Annotated in this window: 17 protein-coding genes; 9 read left to right on the top strand and 8 right to left on the bottom strand. The window is 62.7% G+C overall.

What is annotated here, in order from left to right:
* The first annotated feature begins 82 nt into the window (after positions 1-82).
* A complete protein-coding gene (locus AB0Y14_RS03985; protein WP_436587942.1) occupies positions 83-985 on the top strand; it encodes a LysR substrate-binding domain-containing protein in 903 nt (300 codons plus the stop codon).
* Here the strand turns inward: AB0Y14_RS03985 and AB0Y14_RS03980 are convergent.
* The gene (locus AB0Y14_RS03980) at positions 921-1,946 is read right to left on the bottom strand and encodes a mechanosensitive ion channel family protein (RefSeq protein WP_436587941.1); all 1,026 of its coding nucleotides are present in this window, start codon (positions 1,944-1,946) and stop codon (positions 921-923) included. The two genes, AB0Y14_RS03985 and AB0Y14_RS03980, sit on opposite strands and share 65 nt — an antisense overlap.
* 96 nt (positions 1,947-2,042) lie before the next feature.
* Between AB0Y14_RS03980 and AB0Y14_RS03975 the strand changes: the two genes are divergently transcribed.
* The 3 genes from AB0Y14_RS03975 (at position 2,043) to AB0Y14_RS03965 (ending at position 4,903) form a co-directional block, all read left to right on the top strand.
* On the top strand, positions 2,043-2,474 hold the full coding sequence (locus AB0Y14_RS03975; RefSeq protein WP_436587940.1) for an NUDIX hydrolase: 432 nt from the start codon (positions 2,043-2,045) through the stop codon (positions 2,472-2,474).
* A 45-nt stretch (positions 2,475-2,519) separates the two neighbouring features.
* On the top strand, positions 2,520-3,551 hold the full coding sequence (locus AB0Y14_RS03970; protein ID WP_436587939.1) for a glycine betaine ABC transporter substrate-binding protein: 1,032 nt from the start codon (positions 2,520-2,522) through the stop codon (positions 3,549-3,551).
* A 131-nt stretch (positions 3,552-3,682) separates the two neighbouring features.
* The gene (locus tag AB0Y14_RS03965; protein ID WP_436587938.1) at positions 3,683-4,903 is read left to right on the top strand and encodes a pyridoxal phosphate-dependent aminotransferase; all 1,221 of its coding nucleotides are present in this window, start codon (positions 3,683-3,685) and stop codon (positions 4,901-4,903) included.
* A gap of 55 nt (positions 4,904-4,958) precedes the next feature.
* Here the strand turns inward: AB0Y14_RS03965 and AB0Y14_RS03960 are convergent, their stop codons facing one another.
* Together AB0Y14_RS03960 and xseA are read right to left on the bottom strand one after the other, a co-directional pair.
* A complete protein-coding gene (locus AB0Y14_RS03960; protein WP_436587937.1) occupies positions 4,959-5,198 on the bottom strand; it encodes an exodeoxyribonuclease VII small subunit in 240 nt (79 codons plus the stop codon).
* 59 nt (positions 5,199-5,257) lie between these two features.
* A complete protein-coding gene (gene xseA, locus AB0Y14_RS03955; protein ID WP_436587936.1) occupies positions 5,258-6,583 on the bottom strand; it encodes an exodeoxyribonuclease VII large subunit in 1,326 nt (441 codons plus the stop codon).
* 98 nt (positions 6,584-6,681) lie between these two features.
* On the opposite strand from xseA, the gene AB0Y14_RS03950 reads away from it, so the two are divergent.
* Positions 6,682-7,614, top strand: a complete 933-nt coding sequence (locus tag AB0Y14_RS03950) for a hypothetical protein (protein ID WP_436587935.1) — start codon at positions 6,682-6,684, stop codon at positions 7,612-7,614.
* Here the strand turns inward: AB0Y14_RS03950 and rmuC are convergent.
* The 5 genes from rmuC to AB0Y14_RS03925 form a co-directional block, all read right to left on the bottom strand.
* Complete coding sequence (gene rmuC / locus AB0Y14_RS03945; protein ID WP_436587934.1) at positions 7,611-8,816, bottom strand: DNA recombination protein RmuC; 1,206 nt, start codon at positions 8,814-8,816, stop codon at positions 7,611-7,613. The genes AB0Y14_RS03950 and rmuC overlap by 4 nt on opposite strands.
* Positions 8,817-8,902: 86 nt before the next feature.
* Positions 8,903-9,514 carry a response regulator transcription factor gene (locus AB0Y14_RS03940; protein ID WP_436587933.1) on the bottom strand — a complete coding sequence of 204 codons (612 nt, stop codon included), beginning with the start codon at positions 9,512-9,514 and terminating at the stop codon, positions 8,903-8,905.
* Entirely contained in the window at positions 9,511-10,641 is a 1,131-nt protein-coding gene (locus AB0Y14_RS03935) for a sensor histidine kinase (RefSeq protein WP_436587932.1), read from the bottom strand. The genes AB0Y14_RS03940 and AB0Y14_RS03935 overlap by 4 nt, the downstream gene beginning before the upstream one ends.
* Positions 10,638-11,402 (bottom strand): ABC transporter permease, encoded by a 765-nt coding sequence (locus AB0Y14_RS03930; protein WP_436587931.1) that lies wholly within the window; start codon positions 11,400-11,402, stop codon positions 10,638-10,640. Before AB0Y14_RS03930 ends, AB0Y14_RS03935 begins: the two co-directional genes overlap by 4 nt.
* A 14-nt stretch (positions 11,403-11,416) precedes the next feature.
* Positions 11,417-12,346, bottom strand: a complete 930-nt coding sequence (locus AB0Y14_RS03925; RefSeq protein ID WP_436587930.1) for an ABC transporter ATP-binding protein — start codon at positions 12,344-12,346, stop codon at positions 11,417-11,419.
* A gap of 100 nt (positions 12,347-12,446) precedes the next feature.
* Between AB0Y14_RS03925 and AB0Y14_RS03920 the strand changes: the two genes are divergently transcribed.
* From AB0Y14_RS03920 to AB0Y14_RS03905, 4 genes are all read left to right on the top strand, one after another.
* Positions 12,447-12,905: an OsmC family protein gene (locus AB0Y14_RS03920; RefSeq protein ID WP_129313976.1), complete on the top strand. Its 459-nt coding sequence runs from the start codon at positions 12,447-12,449 to the stop codon at positions 12,903-12,905.
* Positions 12,906-13,058: 153 nt separating this feature from the next.
* Positions 13,059-14,162 (top strand): redox-regulated ATPase YchF, encoded by a 1,104-nt coding sequence (gene ychF / locus AB0Y14_RS03915; protein WP_436587929.1) that lies wholly within the window; start codon positions 13,059-13,061, stop codon positions 14,160-14,162.
* A gap of 88 nt (positions 14,163-14,250) precedes the next feature.
* Complete coding sequence (locus AB0Y14_RS03910) at positions 14,251-16,098, top strand: DUF262 domain-containing protein (protein ID WP_436587928.1); 1,848 nt, start codon at positions 14,251-14,253, stop codon at positions 16,096-16,098.
* Positions 16,099-16,191: 93 nt separating this feature from the next.
* Positions 16,192-17,193 carry a hypothetical protein gene (locus AB0Y14_RS03905; protein WP_436587927.1) on the top strand — a complete coding sequence of 334 codons (1,002 nt, stop codon included), beginning with the start codon at positions 16,192-16,194 and terminating at the stop codon, positions 17,191-17,193.
* The last annotated feature ends 4 nt before the right edge of the window (positions 17,194-17,197 follow it).

Genomic DNA, 17,197 nt, shown 5'->3' with positions numbered 1-17,197 from the left:
CCCTCTACCGTACTCCGCCGGTGCCGTTGGCACAACTCGGGACGGGACCCGATCCTTCCCGCGCCGCTGGTAGGTTGTCAGCATGACAGACACCCCCTCAGGAGGATCCACCGAGCCTGACGACGCCGTACCGGCGGCCGATGCGCCGGAGCGCCCCGATGTCCTCGGCCCGCCGCGCGATGGACTCACGGTCGGTTTCGTGCCCGGGATCATGCCCGACAAATGGTTCTCCAGGTGGGACGAACGATTCGGGAACATCACACCCCTTACCAGGCTGGCCCTCAACGAAGGCGTCGGGGTGGAAGCCCTTCGATCATCTGCTGCACACATGGCCTTGCTTCGGCCGGACGACGAGCATGGCCGCCCCGATGCCACGGAATTCCACGCGGTTCGCCTGTTCGAAGAGAAGCCCGTGGTGGTTCTTCCCGTTGACCATGTGCTGACCTTGCTGGACGAGGTCCCCGTCGAAGAACTGGCCGAGGAGTTCATGATGCAGGACCCCACATCGATCCCCGAATGGGCGGAGGCCAGCAGCCGCTATCGCGTGCAGAATCCGAGGAGACTGCCGAGTATGAGGGATACCTCGGACGGCATCGAATTGGTGGCCGCGGGGATCGGGCTGATGATCGTGCCGATGTCCGTGGCCAGGCATCACCACAGGAAGGATCTGACCTACCGCGTGGTCGAAGACATGCCGCCGAGGCCGGTTGACCTCGTGTGGCTCCGTGACGACAGGGGGAATCGAGCACCGGAGGACGAAGAGATCCTTCAAGAGTTCGTGGGCATCGCGCGAGGCCGAAAGGCCTCCAGCTCCCGGGGCGCCTCGAGCACAGCGGAAAACGCCAGCCGGCAATCGGGGAGAAAGAAAGAACGCCCGGCACCGGTTCGCGGGAAACCGGGCCGGGCGCCGTCGGGCCGAACTAGTTCGAGGAAGAATCGTTCTGGGACGACGTCTCGTACGTCGTCGCGGGCGAAGAAGCGGTAGGCCCGTTGGACCTGGCGGAGACGATCGGCATGGTTTGAGTCCCGTGGATCACCGATTGGTTCTGCAACGGAATGTGCAAGCCTTCGCCGTCCAGGGCCGACTTCACGTAGACGCGGAGCACGCGGGCCACGTCCCACTGCTGCAATGGTGCGGTGCGCATGGCGATGCGCATGGTGAGGTATTCGCCGGTCATCTCCTCGACGCCCCACACCTCGGGCTTGCCACGAACGGAATGACCGATTTCGGTCTCGTTCTTGACCTTCTTGGCGGCCTTGAGCAAAAGGCTTGTCACGTGGTCGATGTCGCAACTGTAGGGGACGGGCACGTCCACGATGGTCCGCGCCCAACCCTGTGACTTGTTGCCGACGCGAAGGATCTCGCCGTTGCGTACGTGCCACAACGTGCCTTCGACGTCGCGCACCTGAGTCACGCGCAATCCCACCGATTCGACGGTGCCACTGGCTTCACCCAGGTCGACGACGTCACCGATGCCGAGTTGGTCCTCGGCAACGATCGAGACGCCCGCCAAGTAGTCCTTGACGAGCGATTGTGCACCGAAGGAGAGCGCAACACCGGCGATCCCGGCACTGGCAATGACCGGTGCGATATTGAATCCGAGTTCCGAGATGATCATGAGGACCGCGATGGTCCAGATGACGATGGTTGCGACCGAACGCAGCACTGAACCCACCGTCTTGGCCCTCTGGGCCTGACGCTGACGGGCTGTGACCGCGTCCTCGACCCACTCTTGGGGGCCATTGCTGTTCTTCTTGGAAACGACCCGCGCCTTCGTTCCCTTCGCGATGCTGTCCGTGACCTTGTGGATCACGGTCCTCGCCAGAATATTGACCAAGAGAGCGATCAGGAAGATCAGGACGATGCGCAGTGGGTGGTCGAGCCAGAAGTCCAAACTCGAGACGTCCGTGAGGATGTTGCCGGAGTCCGCGGCGGAAAGTTTCATGACTCAAATTTTAGGAGACCACCGTGTGACGGCGCCAAATATCGGCTCAAGAGATCCTGGACGCGTGCCTTTCGCGAGACAACTAGGATTGTGGCCATGGCTCTCGACATGGACACGCGACCCGCCGCTTATGCGGTCATCATCGAACAGGGCAAGATCCTGCTGACCCATTGGACGGGAGACAAGCGCCCCGAGAGAGCCGGGTGGACCCTCCCCGGCGGTGGCTTGGAAATCGGTGAGACGGCGGAGGACGCGGTGATCCGAGAAGTTTACGAAGAGAGTGGCTACGGAGTGCGACTCGACGGAATCCTCGGGGTGGACAGCAAGTATTACGACGACGGGCGCGACCGTCCCTTCCACAGCCTTCGGATCCTCTACCGGGCATACATCACCGGTGGCTCAGCGGAGGTGATCGACGTCGGTGGCTCGACCGACGACGTCGCCTGGATCCCCTTGGAGGACTTGCCCCAGATTCGGAAAGTATCCTTGGTCGAGGTCGCGGCCGAGCACTACGGTCTGGCCTACTGAAGCGGGCTGCGAGCCCCGCCCCGAGAATTCCGCGAGGAGATTGAAGTGAAGCGTTGGATGCTGCCGTTCCTTGCCATGATGGCCGCACTCGTGACGGTCCTGAGCGCGTGTTCCGGCGGAGGGGAAGCGAACCCCGATCCTTCGGCGTCCGATTTCCGGACGATTCGCATCGGGAAGGGGACGACTCACGAGTCGGAGGTTATCGCCAACCTGTACGCCGGGGTGTTGCAGAAGTCCGGGTACAGCACGGAGGTCGTGGATTCTCCCGACGATCGCCTCGACGTCGTGAACCAGATGGCCAAAGGGGACGAGAATTCCGTCGATCTCACCCCGGACTACTCCGGGAACCTGTTGTTGTCCCTGACCGACGGTGGTCGCAAGAACCCGAAGGCCACGGCGTCGCCCTCCTCCGACCAGAGCGACGCGAGCGATCCCCGGGCCAGCAAAACGCCGACCCCCACACCCAGCCCGAGCGCAGCCTTCAATGTGCACGGGATGTCGAGCAGCGATATCTCGTCCACCTTGCCGAAAGTGCTTCCCGACGGCGTGACCACCCTCAACGCATCCTCCGCGGAGAACAAGGATGCCCTGGTGGTCAACCAGATCACCGCGGCGAAGTACAAACTCTCGACGATCAATGATCTGGCGGATCACTGCCAGGACCTCAAATTCGGTGTGCCGAACGGTTTCGAGGTCAAGTCGTACGGCAACAAGGGGCTCAACGAGCTCTATGGGTGCGCGCCCAATAATTTCAAGCACGAGGACGATCAGGAGAAGCTCTCCAACGACCTGGACGACGGCACCATCGACGTCGCGGACCTGTACACGGCATCGGCGGCCGTCAAGGACAACAATTACGTGGTCCTGGAGGATCCGAAAGCGAATTTCATCGCACAGGAGGTGGTTCCCGTGGTTCGATCCGGGGAGTTGCCCGATTCGGCGAAGTCGGCGGTCAATGACCTCTCCGCCAAGCTGGGAACGGGGGATCTGGTGTTCCTCAACCGGCTCACGACCGGGGACAAGCCGATCTCTCCCCAGGATGCCGCCGACTTCTGGCTCAAAGAGAACGGCTTCTGACGAGTCGGACCATGTCGAAACATGCGCGCACAGCGCTGTGTGGCGGCCCCGGTTCGGATAATCTGAAACCTTCGCGAAGGCTAACGTGACACACATCAGTACACGTTCGGACGAAGGGTACGCTGAATCGCATGGCACAATTCCGGCAATCGACGAAACTGAACAACGTCCTGTATGACATTCGAGGACCGGTACTTGAGGAAGCCCAGAGGATGGAGGCGCAGGGTCACCGAATCCTTCGCCTGAACATCGGCAACCCGGCGCCGTTCGGTTTCGAAGCGCCGGACGCGGTCATGATGGACATGATCCGGCACCTGCCTGAGGCGCAGGGGTATTCCGATTCGCGGGGTATCTATTCCGCGCGGACCGCCGTGGTGCAGTACTACCAGACTCGGGGGATCAGGAACCTCGATACCGACGACGTCTACATCGGAAACGGCGTCTCGGAAATGATCACGTTGTCCCTTCAGGCCCTGTGCAACCGGGGTGACGAGATCTTGGTTCCGACACCGGATTATCCCTTGTGGACGGCGTCCGTTGCCCTGTCCGGCGGAACCCCGGTGCACTACCAGTGTTCCGAAGAGGACGGCTGGAACCCGGATATCGAGGACATCGCCGCGAAGATCACGCCCAATACCAAGGGCATCGTGATCATCAACCCCAACAATCCGACCGGCGCCGTGTACTCCAAGGAAACCCTCCAGCAGATCGTGGATCTCGCGAGGGAGCACGACCTGATCCTGTTCTCGGACGAAATCTACGAGAAGATCACGTACGACGACGCAGAAATGGTCAATACCGCGACCCTCACCGGTGAGGACGTGCTGTGCCTGACCTTCTCCGGATTGTCCAAGGCATACCGCGTGGCGGGCTACCGGGCCGGGTGGTTGGCGATCACGGGTCCGATGTGGAAGGCGGAGGACTACGTCGAGGGCATCAAGCTCCTGGCCAATATGCGCATGTGCGCCAACGTGCCTGCGCAGCATGCCATCCAGACGGCCTTGGGCGGATACCAGTCGATCAACGACCTGATCTTGCCTGGTGGCAGACTCCGCGAACAGCGGGACATTGCCTATCAGAAGCTCAACCAGATCGACGGTGTGAGCTGCGAACAGGCCAAGGGTGCGCTGTATCTGTTCCCCAAGTTGGACGCGGAGAAGTTCGGGATCGTCGACGACGAGCAGTTCGCGCTGGACCTATTGAAGGAACAGAAAATCCTGGTCAGCCACGGAACGGCCTTCAACTGGAAGGACCCCGACCACTTCCGCCTCGTGACCCTTCCGGACGTCAAAACGCTCGATACGGCCCTGGACCGGATCGGAGAGTTCCTGAGCGGCTACCACCAGAGTTGACGGACAGCGGGCCTGACGGGCTGGGGCTCCGAAGATCGATGCGGAGCCCAGTCCATCACTCGCTCGTTTCTCCACCGGACTGGGCGCGGCGTTCTTTCGCCGCGTCCAGTCTCTTTTTCGCTCCGTCCAACCACTCCTCGCAGCGTTGGGCCAGTGCTTCCCCGCGCTCCCACAGGGCCAGTGAGTCCTCGAGACTTGAGGCGCCCGATTCGAGCTTGGAAACGATTCCCATGAGCTCCTCCCGTGCCTGTTCGTAGCTGAGGTTCTCGACGGGAGTGAAGTCTTCATTCGGCATGGATTGTCCTTCCGGCGTTTGCGGATGTGCGAATACGGTGTGTGGTCGATCTGGAGGATCTAATCGGCTTGGTCGCGAGGGTCGTCGCGTTTGATGGTGGTGACCGAGGCGTCGAAACCGCCCGAGGCCACGCGAACAGTAACTGTGGAATCCGGGGCGAGGGATTGGGCATCATGCACCACGGATCCGTCCGAGTTCTGCACCACGGCGTACCCCCTGTCGAGGGTATTCTGCGGGGAGAGCGACCTGACGCGTGAGCGCAAATGCGCGACGGAATCCACGTGACGGTCCATGGCGACCCTCACCGCTCGCAATGCCCGTTCTCGGGCGGTATCCGTTTCCTCCTCGCGAGCCATGAGCATGGTTTCCGGGTTGGCCAGGACCGGGCGGGACCGGTACTGGTGCAACCCATTCGACTCGCGCTCGATGAAGATGCGCAGGGCACGCTCGGTCGTGGCGCGTGCCTGGTTGATGCGCAGGCGTTCCTCCTCCACATCCGGGACCACGGTTTTTCCGGCGTCGGTGGGGGTGGAGGCCCTCCAATCGGCGACATGGTCCAGAAGAGGTTGGTCAGCCTCGTGACCGATAGCGGAGACTACGGGAGTCTCGGCTCGGAAAACGGCGCGGAGCATCTCCTCCTCGCTGAAGGGGAGGAGGTCTTCGAGCGCGCCACCGCCGCGGGCGATGACGATGACATCCACCGCGGGATCCTTGTCCAGCTCTTGAAGAGCCTTGGTGACCTGGGCCAGGGCCGTCACACCCTGCACGGCGACTTCCCTGACTTCGAACTCCGCGGCGGGCCAGCGCAACCGTGCGTTCCGGATGACGTCTTTCTCCGCGTCCGAGTCCCGCCCCGTGATGAGACCGATGCGGTGGGGGAGAACCGGTAACGGCTTCTTGGTGGCCGGGTCGAACAGGCCTTCGGCCTGGAGTTTGCGACGAAGACGTTCGATGCGCTCCAGCATGTCTCCCAGGCCGACCTGACGAATTCCGCTGCCGACCATGGACAATCGCCCGGTTTTCTTCCAGAAGTCGGGCTTGAGACGCACGACCACGCGCATACCGTGTTCCAGATCGCCATCGAACCGGGCGACCTCAGACTGGAACAGGCTCACCGGGACGGAGACTTCCTCGTGCAGGTCCCGAAGGGTCACGTATGTGACCCGAGCCCGCTTCTTGAGCTCGATGATTTGGCCTTCGACCCAACTGGGATCGCACCGTGCGATGTACTGATTCATCTTGGTCGAGAGCACATGCAACGGCCAGGGGTTGTCCGGGCTGGTGTCCCGGGCGAGTTGGGGCAATGGAGCCTTCTGGCCGTCCCCGGCGGCTTCTGAGGACGAGGTCGCGGGATCGAATTCGTCAGGGGATCGCGGATTGCTCATGGTCAATGTTTACCAGGACTGACCGACAGAATAAGGACCTTCGGCATTCTGTGGATGAGAATACAGCGGCGTTTTCGACGAACGATTACGGTAGTCCCATGCCACGTTCCGTTCCCACGACCCTTCGCTGGGTGTTCTCTGTCATCGCCGCGGTGCTCGCGGTCGGCCTGGCGACCCTCACGCTGTTGTTGGCGTGGTTCCAGCAGTCCGTGGGCGACGAGTCCCATTTCGTGTCGAGTGCCGATGACGTGATCCAGGAAGAGTCATTCCGCTCCGACCTGGCGGATGCCGCGACCCAGCAGATCATGGATTCGGATTCCGTGCAGCAGTATGTGGGCGACGGGTCGACGATCGGGGGCCTGCCCGGTCTCCAAAGCTGGGCCAAGGACCGTGCTTTCGGTCTGATGCACTCGACCGTCAAGGGCGTGGTCGACTCCGAGGATTTCCGGTCGACATGGAAGCAAACGGCCAAGGAAACCCACGCGAGCAACTTCGGTGATGACCCGTCCTCGACTCTCGTGGTTGACGCGACCCCGATCTACCAGGCGGTCAACGACAAGGTGGAGAACGCGGTCCACATTGACCTCGGACTTGGTGACGATACGGCCCGGATCGAGCTGGAGGAGGCGCCCTCCTCGGGCGAGGAGGGCGCCATGGCCCACTTCTTGCACACCGCCCAGTCCCTGGCCGCCGTGGCTCCCACCTTCGGGGCAGTTGCTGTGGTGGCGGCTCTCGTGTCGGCGCTCGTGGCTCCTCGCGGCAAGTCACTGTTCGTCGCTCTGGTTGCGGCGGCCACCGGTTTGGTCACGTGGGTGAGCATGACCGTATTGGCGTCCCGCTTCCACGCCCAGCTCGACACCGTGGAGGGCACTGGCGGGCTCATCGCGCAGCACATGGGTGATGCCTTGACGTCCAATGTCCAGGCATGGGCCCTGACGAGCCTGGGCGTGGGGTTGGGGATCGCGCTGATCCTGGTGATCATCCACGTCATGGACGCTTCCCGTCACACGAACGAATCCCATACCTTCTAGGAGGTCGGCCGGTCCTCCGGCCCAGGGCCGCCTTCATGGAACTCCGGGGCGCTCAGAGGCTTGGGAGCCGTTTCCACGGGAGAGGCCTCGAGACGTTCGTCCGAAGGGGCGGTCGGATCCAACTCGTTGATCTTTCGTGCCGTGACGAAGACGCGTGACTCCAGGGAACCCAACATCGAGTTATAGGACTCGACGGTGCGGTTCAGCGCCCGCCCCATGGTTTTCAGGTGACCACCGACGCTCGAGAGCCTTTCGTACAGCTGACGTGAGTGAGCCAAGAGTTCCCGGGCGTTCTGCGAGACCGCTTCCTGCCTCCACGTGAGGGCCACCGCTTTGAGCGAGGCCAGCAAAGACACCGGCGATACCAGGGCGACCCCGCGCGATGAGGCATAGTCCAGCAGGCTCGAATCGGAACGGAGCGCCGCGGACAGGGCCGATTCCATGGGAAGGAAGCACAATACGATCTCGGGGGACGTCTCACGTGCTTCCCAGTATCGTTTCGAAGACAGGGCATCCACATGGGAGCGAACCGCCTTGGCGTGTTTGGCCTCCCAGGCGGCCTTTTCCGATTCCTCCTCTGCTTCCTGGGACTCCAAATACGAGTCCAACGGAGCCTTGGAGTCCAGAACCAATTCCTTGCCGCCAGGCAATGCAACCACCATGTCCGGACGCAGGCGACGCGTCTCCCCGGATTCGTCCCGGACTTCGGAGACCACCTGCTCGGAATAGGAGACGTGGCGCTCCATACCGGCCGCCTCGACGACGCGCCGCAGCTGAGCCTCTCCCCACGAGCCGCGAGCGGTCGTGGATCGGAGGGCGCTGGAGATGTGGTGCGTTGATTCGCGCAGTTCCTCCTGACCGCGGCGGGAGACCTCCAAGGCCTCTCTCACGGAGCCGAACTGGTCGGCGCGCTCGCGTTCCATCTGCCGGACCTGTTGTTCGACCGTGGCCAGCTGGTTCTTGACGGGCGCGAGAGCGCGCAGGACATCCTGGTCCGTGCGGGCGCGGTTCTCCAGGCTTTCCACACGTTGGGCCAACTGTTCCCTGCCCTCCTGGGCGGCCGACAGATCGCTGCGCAGACGAGAGTTCTCTTCGGCGAGATCGCCACCCGACGTGCGCGAGCGTGCACCGAGCACGAATCCGACAACGCCCCCGATCACGAGGGCCAGCAGAGCTGAAAGTACAAGAGGCAATCCGGTCATGACTCCACTGTGCCAGTACGGACTGACAACTTAGGACAAGCGATGGGGGCCGGAGTCTCTCGTGACTGCCTGTCGCTGCTCCTCCTTCACAGCCAACCGCTGTCCTGGGCCTGACGCACGGCCTCGAATCTGTTGTTGGCGTTCGTTTTCCGGATCACGGATGACAAGTGGTTGCGGACCGTCCCGTTCGACAGGTTCAGGGAGGAGGCGATGGCCTTGACACTCGATCCGTCCTGAGCCGACCGGCAGACCTCGATCTCCCGGTCGGTCAGGGGATTCTCGGGGCTGAAGAGAGACTCCTGCGCCAGCGACGGATCGATGACCCGCAAACCGGAGTCCACTCGCCGGACTGCCTCGGCAAGTTGGGCTGGGGGAGTGTCCTTGACGACGAAGCCCCGGACTCCCGCGGACAGGGCCCGCTTCAGATAGCCGGGTCTCCCGAACGTGGTCACGATGATGACCTCGCAGCCCAGGCCGGCATCCCGCACGAGCTCGGCCGCCTCGATGCCGGTTCCTCCCGGCATCTCGATGTCCAGGAGGGCGACGTCGACCGAAGAGCTTCGGACGGCGTCGAGCACTTGGTCGCCGCGACCGACCTGGGCGACCACCTCGATGTCGGGTTCGGAATCCAACAGGACCGCCAGGGCGCCGCGGACGAGGTCCTGGTCGTCCGCAATGAGAACTCGGATGGTGCTCATGGTTCCTCCAAGGGGGAGCGATCGCCATTCATGGTGATGAGGACTCGGGTTCCCGGATACTCGCCGTCGAGCAGATCCTCGCGGGGCACTACGGTTTCGACGACGAGTTCCCCGCCCGCCTGTTCGACCCGCTCGCGCAGGCCGTTCAGTCCATTGCCGAAGTCCGAACCGATGCCCAGGCCGTCGTCCGTGATCTGTATTTTTTCCGGTGTCAGTATGACGGAGCAACGCGAAGCACCCGAATGCCGTACCACGTTGGTCACCGCCTCTCTCACCGCCCACGAGAACAGGGATGCGTTGACGCCCGAAACCTCGTGGGCCGATGGCGACGGCGGGAGATCCGCCGTGATGCCCGCGGTCGCGAGAGCCTTGCCGGCGGCGTCGATCTCGCCCGCGAAATCGGGCTGGCGCAGGCGTGTGACGGTGGACCGAACGTCCGCGAGCGCCGTCCGGGACAACCGGGCGATCTCCAGGATCTCTCGTCGGGCGCTCTCGGGATCGGATTCCATCGTCCTGGCCGCGACCTCGGACTTCAGATTGATCACCGTCAACGAGTGACCGAGCAGATCGTGGACGTCGCGGGCGACGGCCTCGCGCTCGGTCGAGACGGCAAGATCCTGGCGGAGGCGGTTCTCGACGTCTTCCCTCCGTGCGGCGACGGCGATCACGAGAACGATGATCGGGCCCAAGAGGGTGCCGCTCAGCACGTAGGGAAAAGCCTTGGGATCGGCGGCCAGAAGGACGGCGACGTTCGTTCCGGCCACCAGAACGGAGGTGAGGGCAATTCCGGCGCGGGGCGGAAGCAAGAACAAGAACGCCGCGGCGAAGAAAGTGGTCAGATTGACCACACTGAGCCCGATGAGGAGAGACAGCGCGACAACGATGAGTGCCATGAGTGCGATCCAGCACCAGTACAGCCTGTAACGGCGTCGTGTCAGAAGCTCGGAGTAGCCGAAGCCTCCGGTGTAGACCACGCAGAACAAGCCGATCAACGCCAAACCGGAACCGAGTCCGAGCGGCGTGTGCTGAAGGTAGAAGAGCGGAATGACCGCGAAGGCCACAAAGACCAGCCAGATTCCGGCCTGCACCGCCCGGATCGCCTGGAACCGGGGCCTCTCGGGTTTCACTTGCGTTCCTTCTGTCGACGGCTCAGGACGGCACACGCCCCGGCGAAGACGAGTGTCCACGCGATGACGTTGACCACGGCATACCACAACGGGTCGGTGACGGTGCCGCTTCCGTCGCTGATGGCCTGGATGCCATCAGTCAGAGGATAACGTGCCAGGCTTGATGCCCCGTAGAGCGGAGTGAGGCGTGACAGCCCCATGAGGAACTCCGGCAAGGGTGAGAACGCGTTGCCGATGAAGGACAGGATGACCAACGCTGTACTGGAGATCGAGACCGCGGATTCCGAGCGGAAGAGCAACCCGAACATCATCCCGTAGAAGCCGAAGGGGAGCGCGACGATCACGGTGAGCAAAGCGCATGTGATCCACTCACCGGCAGGCATATCGGCTTGGGTGAACAGCCCGGCAATGTTCACAGCAAGCACGGGGAGCAGCGCACGGACCAGGATGATGACTCCCTTCGACGCGAGCATCGCCGGTGTGGGAAGCGGCGTCAGAGCCAACTGGCGGCCCCACCCCGTCGATTGTTCGACGACGACGCTGCCGGTCGTGGCGCAGGCCGCAACGACGCCACCGTAGACCGCCATCCCGATCATCACGTAGGCGGCGGTATTGCCGTTGTTCAACGGAGCCTCGGCATAATCCTGCATCGCTCCGAAGAGCAGGTAGAAGACCACGGGAAGGATCACGGAGAAGACGACGCCGGAACGGTCGGCGAGGGTCCTGCGGAGATCGATGAGCGTGAAGGCTGCAATATTCATGGTTTTCCTCCCGGTCAGTGGGTGTGCTCGGATCCGGCGAAGGAGTCTTCGACTCGATCCGTGGTGAGGGCGAGAAATGCGTCTTCGAGAGAGCCTGCGGAAATGGTGAGGTCTGTGGCATCCGTTCGGGTGAGCAGATGGCGGGCAAGCTCGTCCGATTGATTGGTGGTCATCGTGGTGCGGTCCCCATCAGTCGCGAAGGAGCGGACACCTGGCAGGGACGAGACCTCGACGTCGTCGGGGAGCACAGCCGAAACCTGGCTCGGGGAGGCATGAGCGCGCACGTCGGCGGTCGGGCCGTCGACGACGACGCGTCCATTGCCGACCATGATGATCCGCTGGGCGAAGTTCTGTGCCTCTTCGATGTAATGGGTCGCGAACACGATGGTGCGCCCGCTGCTGGCCTGGGTCTTCATTGATTCCCAGAATTTGTGGCGAGCATTGGCATCCATGCCGCTGGTCGGTTCGTCCAGAATCAACAGGTCAGGGGAGGAGAGGATCGCCAACGCGAAGCGGATGCGCTGTTGCTCGCCCCCTGAGCACTTGACGACCTTCCTGTCCGCCACATGCGTCAAATCCGCCTGGTCCAGGACCGCGTCCAGGGTCAACGGGTTCCGATGCGTGGCCGCGATCATTCGAATCGTGTCCCGGACGGTCAGGTTGGGCAACAGGCCGCCGGTCTGCAACACCGCACCGATCCTTCCGTCGGCGATGGCCGAGTGCGGGGTGCCCCCGAAGGTTCTGACCGTCCCTGACGAGGGTTTGGTCAGCCCCAGAAGCATGTCGATGAGCGTCGACTTCCCGGCCCCATTGGGACCCAGGAGCCCAATGATCTCTCCGGACCCGACCTCGACGTCGACGCCGTCCACGGCGTTGAACATCCGCTCGGATCCGTCCTTGAAACTCTTGATGAGGCCATGGGCCTCGATGACCATGTCGTTCATGGTTCAAGATTCGCCGGTTTCGGGTGCGCGGACGCATACGGGATGTCACCGTTTGTCCATGACGTTTGTCAGGGGTACCGGGGGCGGGCAGGATGAGGACATGAGCGAGAACATGGATGACCAGTCAGCACGCCAGCAGGATCCCGGCTACCGTTCGGTCGAAGTACAGAGGCTCGGTAAGACCCGTTACCGTGCGACCAACGCAACCGGGGACGCCGTCGAATTCGGGCAGGGCGAGGGGCTGATGAGCCCGGTCGAGCTGTTGCTGGCCGCGATCGGCGGATGCTCGGCGATCGACGTCGACGTCGTGACGTCGCGCAGGTCCGAACCGGAAGAGTTCCGGGTCGTCGCCAGCGGGATCAAGGACAAGGACGAGAGCGGTGGAAGCCGCATGCGCGATATCGAACTGTCCTTCTCCGTCAAGTTTCCCGAGGGCGAGGTGGGTGACAAAGCCGCCTCCATGGTTCCTCGCCTGGTCGAGCTGGCCCGGACCAAGGACTGCACCGTGTCCCGGACCGTGGAGCACGAGACGGACGTCAGTATGCGGATCGAGGACTGAGACCACCCGGAGCTGACCCGGTAGCGACGGGCGTTCCGTGCATCCGTTCGTGGAGCGAACAACCTCTGGGGCGCGGCACGTCCGGACCGTTCGTTGCGGGGGCCTCGAGGGCCGCCATGACCTCTGCCGATGTGGCGGGTAGGATAGGGCACCGTGGCTTTAACTATCGGAATCGTGGGGCTGCCCAACGTGGGCAAGTCGACCCTCTTCAATGCACTGACCCGCAGCACCGTCGTCGCGGCGAACTACCCGTTCGCGACCATCGAGCCGAACGTGGGTGTGGTGAATCTGCCGGACCCGCGGCTCGAGCGTCTCGCCGAGATCTTCTCCTCCGAGCGGGTCCTTCCGGCGACCGTGTCCTTCGTGGACATCGCGGGAATCGTGAAGGGTGCCTCGGAAGGCGAGGGGCTGGGCAACCAGTTCCTCGCGAATATCCGTGAGGCGCACGCGATCGCGCAGGTCGTGCGGGCCTTCGACGATCCCGACGTCGTCCACGTGGACGGAAAGATCGACCCCGCCTCCGACATGGAGACGATCAACACCGAGCTGATCCTGGCCGACCTGCAGACCTTGGAGAACGCGATCCCGCGTCTCGAGAAGCAGGTCAAGATCAAGAAGGGCGACGCCGCCCAGCTCGAGGCGTACCAGCAGGCCCAGAAGATCCTGGAAGAAGGAGAAACCATCTTCCGGGGTGCCGCGGGGGCGAAGCTCGACACCTCCTACCTGCGCGAGCTCAACCTGCTCACCGCCAAGCCGTTCATCTATGTCTTCAATTGCGACGACGGCGTCCTTCAATCCGAGGAGCGTCAGCAGGAACTCCGCGATCTGGTGGCCCCGGCCGAAGCCGTGTTCCTGGACGCGAAGCTCGAGGCCGACATCGTCGAACTGGACGAGGACGAAGCGCGCGAGATGCTGGAAATGTCCGGACAGGACGAGTCCGGCCTGGACAAGCTGGCTCGTACCGGATTCCACACCCTGGGGCTGCAGACCTACCTGACGGCCGGCCCCAAGGAGGCCCGCGCCTGGACGATCAACAAGGGCGACACCGCCCCACAAGCGGCCGGCGTGATCCACACCGACTTCGAACGCGGCTTCATCAAGGCCGAAATCGTCTCCTACAGCGACCTGGATTCCCTGGGCTCGATGGCCGAAGCCAAGTCCGCCGGCAAGGTCCGGATGGAAGGCAAGGACTACGTCATGCAGGACGGGGACGTGGTGGAGTTCCGTAGCGGACTAACCTCTGGGGGTAGGAAGTGACAGAATCACGCAACCTGCACGCCAGGGTCCGCGACTTCATCGACGGAGAGGTCAGCCACTTATGGGCGCGTGAGCTGGGGGGGTCTCGATGATCAAATCTGCCAACCAGTATCCGGTGCACACGCTGTTCAGTCACGAAGGCAACGTGCTGTACCGGATCCCGCCCTACCAGCGCGAGTACTCCTGGTATAAGTCCCACTGGGAAGACCTGTTCGAAGATCTCATCGAGGCCGACGGCGCGCACTTCCTGGGCACCATCATCACGCTCGACCAGACCACGGACACGCTCGAGGGCAACATCCTGCAGGTCATCGATGGGCAGCAGCGACTGACGACGCTCACCTTGTTGTTGGCCGCCGTCTATTCGGTACTCAAGGAGCACCTCGACGATCTCGACGACGACACACGAACGGATGTCATCAACCTCGGTCGGCAGTTGGTGCGGAAAGCCGACCAGCAGCCGAGGGTGACGCCGCAGAAGCAGGGCCACAACCTCTCCGACTTCCGCAAGGTGCTCGAGGAAGCCGGCCTGCCGGTGGAGGGAGAATGGAAGCCGTACTTCCCCAGCCGCAGGATTGCCAAGTGCTACCGCTACTTCCGCTCCGCGATCCAGAGGCTCGCCGAGACTGAGGAGATCACACAGCCGGAGGCGGCCCTGCGGGTGCATGAGGCGGCCCTGCAGGCGGTGATCGTGAAGATCGAGGTGGCCAACCACGCGGACGCGTTCGTGCTGTTCGAGTCCCTGAACAACCGTGGGATGCCCCTCTCACCGGTGGACCTGATCAAGAACCACCTTCTCGCCGAGTCGGAGAAGAAGCAGATCATGGACGTCGACGAGGCGTTCAAGCACTGGAACGACATGCTGACCAGCCTCGGTGACAGCTACTCCACCCAGGAGCGCTTCCTCCGCCACTACTACAACGCGTTCAAATCAGAGCTGCCCGAAGTCTCAAACGCCTCGGTCGCCACGAAGTCCAACTTGATCAGGGTCTACGAGAAAATTCTCGAGCAGGGCCTCAAACGCGTCATCGATTCGCTGGTGACGGCGAGCAAGATCTACGGGCGAATCAACTGCGTCGTTGAACTCGATCAGCCGACAACCCTTGACCGGTCGTTCCAACGCCTGATGCGCGCTCAGGGCGCGCCGTCCTACGTGCTCCTCATGTGGCTGATATCGAAGCAGTCCGATCTGGTTCTGACAGATGCACACATCGAGACGGTCGTAGACCGCCTCACGAGCTTCTTTGTCCGACGCAACCTCACGGGATACCCGCAGACGCACGCACTGGCGAAACTGTTTATGACGACCATCGACGCTGTGGGTGATGCCCGAGGCGGCGATGTGGTGGAGATCGTCGGGGAGAAGCTGAGTGCGGCCTCAGTGTCCGACGAGGAGTTCCGCACCCGCCTCCTGGGGCGAATCTACGAGGAGAACAGCGACGTCGCCCGGTTCGTCCTCGCGACGCTGGCCGAGGACGCCATGACCAAGGAGACGCGTGTCGACCTGTGGCGTCAGGAAAAGAACCGTTTCGTCTGGACGATCGAGCACATCCTCCCGCAGGGCGAGAACCTTCCGGCTGAGTGGAAGGAGATGCTCGGGGGCGAGGAGGTCGCTGCCCAGGTTCAGGAGGAGCACAAGCATAGGCTCGGCAACCTCACCATTACCGCGTATAACAGCAACCTCGGCAACAAGTCGTTCCCTGAGAAGCGCGACCGCCAGGACGCAAAGGGCAGGCACATCGGCTATCGAAACGGACTGTCACTGAACGCTGACCTGGCCACGAGGGAGTCTTGGACCCCTGACGACATCGAGAACCGCACCGAAGAACTGGCAGCGAGGGTGATAGAACGCTTCCCGCTGGCCATTCTCAAACAAGGTATTGATGGTGATGCGGTGGAATTTCGTAGCGGACTAACCTCTGGCGGGAAGAAGTAGGGACATGTGCGGATGCACGCAATTCTAGACACAGCCCCATACTCGATTCCTGGTGAGTTCTGGCTTTGGGATGCGCCGACTAAGCGTCTACGCGTGCCCAGGGACGACGAGCGTCCGCCTCAGCAGGAGATGGAGACAGTGGCGAATCACGGAGCCGTTCAGTGGGGCGCGATGCTCGACATCGACGTGAGCGAAGACGCGATCATCGACATCTCGCCGCAAGTCCTGGAGCTTCTCCTGGTCGACCGTACGACCGGCGGCAAGATCATTTGGGCAACCGACCACTACGCGGCGCTCGGAGACGGCTACGATCCCTCCTCGCAGATCACCGTCTCTTCGATCACGGGGACGCATCAAGGCGTTATCCGGCCCCGAGTCGAGAAGTCCAAGGAGCAGCGCTGGGACCGCACCAAGGACAAGGCTGAAGTCTTCACGCCGTCGTGGCTGTGCAACGAGCAGAACAATCGTGTTGATGACGCGTGGTTCGGCCGCTCTGGCGTGTTCAATCGGTCGACAGCGAAGGGCTGGGACCTGCAGCCGTCGAAGGTCGACTTCGAGCCTCGCGGACGTCGCACGTGGAGGAAATATGTGGACGAGCGCCGCATGGAGGCTGCATGTGGTGAGGCGCCGTACCTCGTCAGCCGGTACGACGCGGCGACTGGTGAACCGATCGAACTGGAACGTCGGATTGGGCTGTTGGACCGCAAGCTTCGGGTCGTTTCGGAGAACGCTGCGGATGCGTCAGAGTGGCGCGCGTGGGCGCGGCGCGCCTTCGAGAGCATCTATGGATTCGAGTACCAAGGTGACAGTCTCCTTCTGGCGCGCGAAAACCTACTCGCGTCCTACACCGAATACTCGCTGGCTGCGCTGGGGCAAGAACCTTCTAGCGCCGAGCTGGTCGCGATCGCCAGCGTGATCTCGTGGAACGTATGGCAGATGGATGCCCGGACCGGGCGACCGCCGCTCCAGGCGCTGCCCCTAGACACAGGGCTCCTTCCCCTGTTCGGCGACTTCGACGATCCCCCTGACCACAAGTGCGTGATCCGAGATTGGCGGGCCAAGAAGAAGCACACGTACTCCGAGCTGGCGAGCTAAACAA

It is taken from the genome of Rothia sp. HC945 (assembly GCF_051370785.1).
Taxonomy (GTDB): Bacteria; Actinomycetota; Actinomycetes; order Actinomycetales; family Micrococcaceae; genus Rothia.
This window is presented reverse-complemented; position numbering and strand designations above follow the sequence as displayed.

Bases quoted from the DNA above. Each gene is read 5' to 3' on its own strand.
- AB0Y14_RS03940 (WP_436587933.1), bottom strand. From the start codon at position 9,514: ATGAGCACCATCCGAGTTCTCATTGCGGACGACCAGGACCTCGTCCGC.
- AB0Y14_RS03950 (WP_436587935.1), top strand. From the start codon at position 6,682: ATGCCACGTTCCGTTCCCACGACCCTTCGCTGGGTGTTCTCTGTCATC.
- AB0Y14_RS03930 (WP_436587931.1), bottom strand. From the start codon at position 11,402: ATGAATATTGCAGCCTTCACGCTCATCGATCTCCGCAGGACCCTCGCC.
- xseA (WP_436587936.1), bottom strand. From the start codon at position 6,583: ATGAGCAATCCGCGATCCCCTGACGAATTCGATCCCGCGACCTCGTCC.
- AB0Y14_RS03925 (WP_436587930.1), bottom strand. From the start codon at position 12,346: ATGAACGACATGGTCATCGAGGCCCATGGCCTCATCAAGAGTTTCAAG.
- AB0Y14_RS03965 (WP_436587938.1), top strand. From the start codon at position 3,683: ATGGCACAATTCCGGCAATCGACGAAACTGAACAACGTCCTGTATGAC.
- AB0Y14_RS03920 (WP_129313976.1), top strand. From the start codon at position 12,447: ATGAGCGAGAACATGGATGACCAGTCAGCACGCCAGCAGGATCCCGGC.
- rmuC (WP_436587934.1), bottom strand. From the start codon at position 8,816: ATGACCGGATTGCCTCTTGTACTTTCAGCTCTGCTGGCCCTCGTGATC.
- AB0Y14_RS03960 (WP_436587937.1), bottom strand. From the start codon at position 5,198: ATGCCGAATGAAGACTTCACTCCCGTCGAGAACCTCAGCTACGAACAG.
- AB0Y14_RS03980 (WP_436587941.1), bottom strand. From the start codon at position 1,946: ATGAAACTTTCCGCCGCGGACTCCGGCAACATCCTCACGGACGTCTCG.
- AB0Y14_RS03910 (WP_436587928.1), top strand. From the start codon at position 14,251: ATGATCAAATCTGCCAACCAGTATCCGGTGCACACGCTGTTCAGTCAC.
- AB0Y14_RS03975 (WP_436587940.1), top strand. From the start codon at position 2,043: ATGGCTCTCGACATGGACACGCGACCCGCCGCTTATGCGGTCATCATC.
- AB0Y14_RS03985 (WP_436587942.1), top strand. From the start codon at position 83: ATGACAGACACCCCCTCAGGAGGATCCACCGAGCCTGACGACGCCGTA.